This window comes from Corallibacter sp. (assembly GCF_048381695.1).
Classification (GTDB): domain Bacteria; phylum Bacteroidota; class Bacteroidia; order Flavobacteriales; family Flavobacteriaceae; genus Corallibacter; species Corallibacter vietnamensis.
This window is the reverse complement of sequence record NZ_JBLXHI010000032.1, coordinates 1-5,090: the sequence shown is the minus strand read 5'-3', so window position 1 is coordinate 5,090 and position 5,090 is coordinate 1. Positions and strand designations below refer to the sequence as shown.

Below are 5,090 nucleotides of genomic sequence, written 5' to 3'. Positions count from 1 at the left end.
GCCTGAGCATCGAACTTTCCGAGGTAATAGGCAAGATGGAAATCGAGATTATTCGCCTGCGTAGCCTTTAGCTGAATGACTACCATATTGATCGGTTTATCGTACTTCGTATCCATGAAGTCCAGCTTGGGCTGCTTGGCGCCAAGGAACACGATGACCCGCTCATACTCTGAGAGATTGACTTTGCCGAGATTGCCTACGTTTTCGTAGTCGATGAAAGCCCACTTCATTACTTAACGTCCTATGTCAGTTCGAGATTCGAATTTTTACATTCCTTATGACGCCCGCATAACCTTCCGCGAACCGCGAAGCTATTGGAGATTCAAACCTATGCAGTGGGCGAGTTCATGCGTTTGTCTGACTGCGATACGCTCACGCTAACTGACTGAATGTATTAACGGAAATGGTCACATCTTGTTTTGCATTGAGCATATAACGTCCACGAGTATCTTGCTGGACCCTTAGCGAAAGCGACGGCCCGTCCTTCACAACCCCGACCTCGACCAACTGACGAATTTGGCTACTTGGAAGTATGAGGTAGTCGTTGAAATACCTGTGATCACCTAGTTCCCGCATCACGAAAACGTAGAAAGTTTGAAATGAATCCTTCGCCGTAAAACTGCTCTTCTTTATCGTAAATAGGAACCCACCTTGGTCTGATTTATTGGCTGTTTTGACCTGAATGTGAAAGTACTTATTATCTTTACTTGCAACAACATCAATGCCGTCATCGACAGCCATTGCAGAAGCATTGAAACCATAAAACAGCAACTCACTTATCACAGCGCTTTCGCCAGCTTTGCCGGTATATTGGCTGGACACCGATGGCGCCTCAGTTGCCTTGGACGTAACCACAGGACGAACCTTAAGGCGATAGACTCCACGTTTGAAGCCCTTATTCTTGTTTTTAACCTTCGAAAATTTGGCTTTGCCACCAGTCTTCTTTACGTCCGCAGCAAGTACGGCGGACAGCCGATCAGGTAACTTATCTAACGGGGTGGAAATGTTAGGGAACCTCTCGACAAGCATCTTTGCAATGTCGGACACATGCGCTGATCCTCGGTGATCAGCCATTACCTCAACTACTTGATCCATCAAAGTCATGCTCTCTTCCCTCTGTCGATCAGCGGCCCGGACGGACTGTTTTTTTTAAAGTCTAGGACTTACCCTTGCCGAGGCCTGGCCCGCCTCCAGACACTATGCTCACCCGCTGCTTACCTGCTGCAGCCTTAATTCTACGTTTTTCCGCTTTCTGCTCAGCAATTAAGGGGATATTATCCCAGTTAATTTTTCTTGGTTTTTCGTGCTTCTTTTGGTGTTTGGCAAGGTTCTTTTTGCTGACTCGTGCGCCGCACACTGAGCAAGTAACCAGTGGTTTAGAGGCCCGAGAATCTAGACTTGCCAAAATCTTCTTCTCGGTTTCCTCAACGGGCAAGCCTTCTCGCAAGGCTAGACTTTTAGCGGCATTGCAAAGGAGCTTCATATCCATAATCCTGCTTAACGCAGAGCGCACCGGTGGCCTTTACAAAGCGCAGCGGCGTAAAGGACATCCGTGTGACGCGTATTGCTAGGCTTCGTTACTGACAACAGGCTTTAGTTTGGCTTCAGAAGGTTTATAACCAACCGTCTCCGACATGGAATATTCATCCTCTTCCTGTTCGTCAGAGATATCATCATTATCGATCTGCTCTATTGACTTTGGTGGGTAGCCAAACACCTCGGTGAATCCAGAAACAAACTCAGGCGCTGACCTGAAATCCTTAAAGCACGGCCATTCAGCATAATCTACTTCAGAAACACATCCTGAGCTTCCAATCCTGAGCATTATATCCTTGGCACCTTCATAATCTTCTCTAAGCACAGCCACGCATAACTTGTAATTGTCTCCGCACGCGGACCAATCTTCGCCATCAAGTATGGATTGGCAGGTTTCATTACTTCCCGAAAACTTGTATGCCAACGCTCGGTTAATCACGTAGATCAGCCGATCTCCCTCCGAACCCCATTTCTTAAGCGTGCAACAAGCAAAATCAAGAAGATTCTTTGCCAGCCTATAGTTTTCTTCGATTAGTAACTCATAGGTAAAGTGGGAAAGGCTTGATTCTGCTTTTTCTATATCAGCCGGGCTTAGCTTTCTCCAAAGAACCTGCGACAATTTGAGCCCGATCTCGTAAAGAACTTCAAATGATTGTCGTAGGTATTTTTTATCAACCTTTAGTTTTTCGCCAATATTGTCTTCATCGCCAACGGATGCCTTGTTATTTTGGCAAACTTTTAGATATTGCTCAGAAATAACTCCATCGCAGTGAACAAATAAATTTCTTCTTTCCGTTAATTCTATAAATAGAGGCCACGAGTCGAGCCCTTTCGTTAATGAAATTGAGAACGCTTTTTCCATCCATGAAAATTGGTCTGAATGACTCGACCTAAGAATAGATTCAACCTCTTTCGAAAATATTTTATCCCGTGCCGCTTCTATACTGCCCAAGGATACTAATTCGGAGAGTGAAATGTTTTTTTCCTTTGAATCTATTATTTCGGGTTTAAAACGCAAGATTTGAGTAATCAAACTCCCTAAAAATGAGTCATATTCTGAGACATAGGAGACCAGAAAATTTCTAGGAAGCAGTTCTAATACTGTTTTCGCTCTGTCGCTTCGATTCGCTAACCTGGAAGACCTCTTAACGTCTTTAAAGTCTAACTTGTAAGAGGTGGTACCTTCACTTTCCTCTAGCTTTTCGGCTTTATCATCCAGGAAGGCTTTGTGTTTTTTTGCAGACTCGTGGGCCACTACTGACGCCATAGTAATTTGATATGGAAAAACCTCATGAAGGGCAACCAGCTTATGAAGATAATCATCTACGATTTCATGAAGTTCTAAACTTTCTGGCATACTCACCTCGGTTTTATTCAAGTTTTCGCAGGCTTGCTGACTGTATTTAATATCACTTCCTAACACCGCCAGCAGGGGCTGGAGTACGCTGTGCGGAAGTCCACCTCCTGCTGACTGGCTTTGTTATGTTCTTATTCGCAAAATGCAAAGGTTACAATCTCTTTGAGAGTTGACTCACATCTTTCCGTTAACTCTTGTGTGCCATCGATATAATCACGCACTCTCTTCCATGAATTAAAAGGTTTATCAGTGGACTTAACAGATTCATTCTGCTCTTGATCCCAAAGTACGTGTTCAAACGTGTCGTCAACCAAGAAAACTCTTTCAGCGCTTGCTATGTTCGCTATTTTTTCATTGGCCTTGAACGGATGAATTGCCGCTTTCTCCTCGAGCTCATCATCCGAAAGTCCTTTCCTGTCGGTGTCATGAATAACTCGATAATCAATATCTAGTGCATTTAGTACTTTAGCCAGTGCTGGGATCGTCCATTTTCCTCCAGCCGAAACAACAGTAGCGTCTCTATCGAGACTACCGTCAACTCCTAGCTTCTTGGCTAATTCACCAATCATACTAAATACTGCCACCTCTGTGTCGCCTTCAACTAAAACAACACGTTTTGCAAACAAGCTTTCGCAAACTGTAGGGTGAAAATCTAACGCGGCTCTCAAGATAGTGCGTTCGTCATACTCACCATCATTTTCAAAAACATCACTTTTTACTTGGTGAACTTGCCGCTCGTTCCCATTATCCCTTTTTATTAGCTTTAAAGACTCTGGTTTCTCAGCAAGATTTATAAGGAAAGGGGAGTGTGTCGAGCAAATAACTTGCCACTTAGGTAAGTCCGACCTTTTTTGCAAGGTTGATTTTAACCTTCTCATTAAATGTGGGTGAATATAAAGCTCTGGCTCCTCATATAAAACTATCACCGTTCTTTGCTCTCCAGATACTTCTGATTCAACCGCGGCATTACTTTCAAGCATTGCAAAAGCTAAGGCTCTTTGAACACCACTACCCTGATATTGAAGACTTGTTTCAATTTCCTCATCCACGAGGAAAGTTGCTGCTTTCATAAACAAAGGTTCAATATCAATATCCCCAACAGCAAGCCTAACCTTTGAATCAAAGTCTAGAATCTGATTCAGCGTAGTTGAAACCTGCTCAAGTGCATCGCCCAATCCTTCTATTTCGCTACCATCATCTGCTTGCCCCTTCAACTTTTTCTGGAGTGATTCAGCCTTAGTTATGTAATCCTTATATGTATTATCGTTCTTAACCTGTGGAAATAGCTTATTAGTAAAAAGAAATGAAAAGGGACTATTGTTTGTAGCTTTAAGCTCATCTTCTATTTTGAAACTTGCGGGAACATACATTACATGTGGGACAGCTTGCTGTAATGAGTTAGCAAACTTCTTAACATGCCAATCTTCAGACTGAATAACATGGTCTGAATGATTTTCTAAAGCATGAACCTCCAACTCAGTAGTTCTCTCTTTGAAGGCCGCAGCTGATGTAATCCCTAACTCATCAAAAATAGCCTTACACGTTGCATCTTTCTTAGCATTTGAAAAGGTTTCGTCCGACCACGGAAATTTAGCTTCAGTGTTATAAACGGAATATTCGTAACTGTAATCGGTTTGTTCCGCATTCCATTTAGCTGTTACGCGGATCTTTAGCCGGTCACCAAAAAGTAACTTTGATATCGCTGGCTTGTTCTTTTCCCATTCCTGAAGATCACCAAATTCACATACAATTTCCATCAGTTGATCTGATGCTTTTTGACCCGGCCAATCTTCCAATTTAGGTTTCTTGTTATCAAGCACTAAGTGAATAGCATTTAATATTGTTGATTTTCCGATATTATTTGGACCCACAAGAGTTGTAAAATTATTAATATCGATTTCAGCAAAGCCAATGCCTCGAAAATTGCGTATGACGAGTTTTTCTAGTTTCATAACTCTCTCCTTGATTCAAACTTCCATGAAAACATAACAGTGATTAGATAGCGCGCTTCGTTATTACAACAAGTTGTCTGCCACAATCCGCGCCGCTACTAACACATGGCCACAAAAATTTAAATTAAAATCAGAATCTTAAAAATAATCCTGCGAATCCTAATGTATTCGCGTGACATACACATCATTGCAATAACGACGCGCGGGCGATGGTGTTATTACAGAGCGTTCTCTTCATGCACCCA

At 42.7% G+C, this 5,090-nt stretch carries 5 protein-coding genes; all 5 read right to left on the bottom strand.

Annotated elements, in window-relative coordinates; all coding sequences use genetic code 11:
• Nucleotides 1-230, bottom strand: a 230-nt coding sequence (locus ACN5J3_RS14405; RefSeq protein ID WP_418512187.1) for a PIN domain-containing protein, incomplete at its 3' end; no start/stop codon positions are given.
• 142 nt (nucleotides 231-372) lie between these two features.
• Nucleotides 373-1,095 (bottom strand): hypothetical protein, encoded by a 723-nt coding sequence (locus tag ACN5J3_RS14400; protein ID WP_418512186.1) that lies wholly within the window; start codon nucleotides 1,093-1,095, stop codon nucleotides 373-375.
• Nucleotides 1,096-1,156: 61 nt separating this feature from the next.
• Nucleotides 1,157-1,489: a hypothetical protein gene (locus ACN5J3_RS14395; protein ID WP_418512185.1), complete on the bottom strand. Its 333-nt coding sequence runs from the start codon at nucleotides 1,487-1,489 to the stop codon at nucleotides 1,157-1,159.
• Between the two features lie 78 nt (nucleotides 1,490-1,567).
• The gene (locus ACN5J3_RS14390) at nucleotides 1,568-2,893 is read right to left on the bottom strand and encodes a hypothetical protein (RefSeq protein WP_418512184.1); all 1,326 of its coding nucleotides are present in this window, start codon (nucleotides 2,891-2,893) and stop codon (nucleotides 1,568-1,570) included.
• A gap of 131 nt (nucleotides 2,894-3,024) precedes the next feature.
• Nucleotides 3,025-4,845 (bottom strand): ATP-dependent nuclease, encoded by a 1,821-nt coding sequence (locus tag ACN5J3_RS14385; protein WP_418512183.1) that lies wholly within the window; start codon nucleotides 4,843-4,845, stop codon nucleotides 3,025-3,027.
• Between the last annotated feature and the right edge of the window lie 245 nt (nucleotides 4,846-5,090).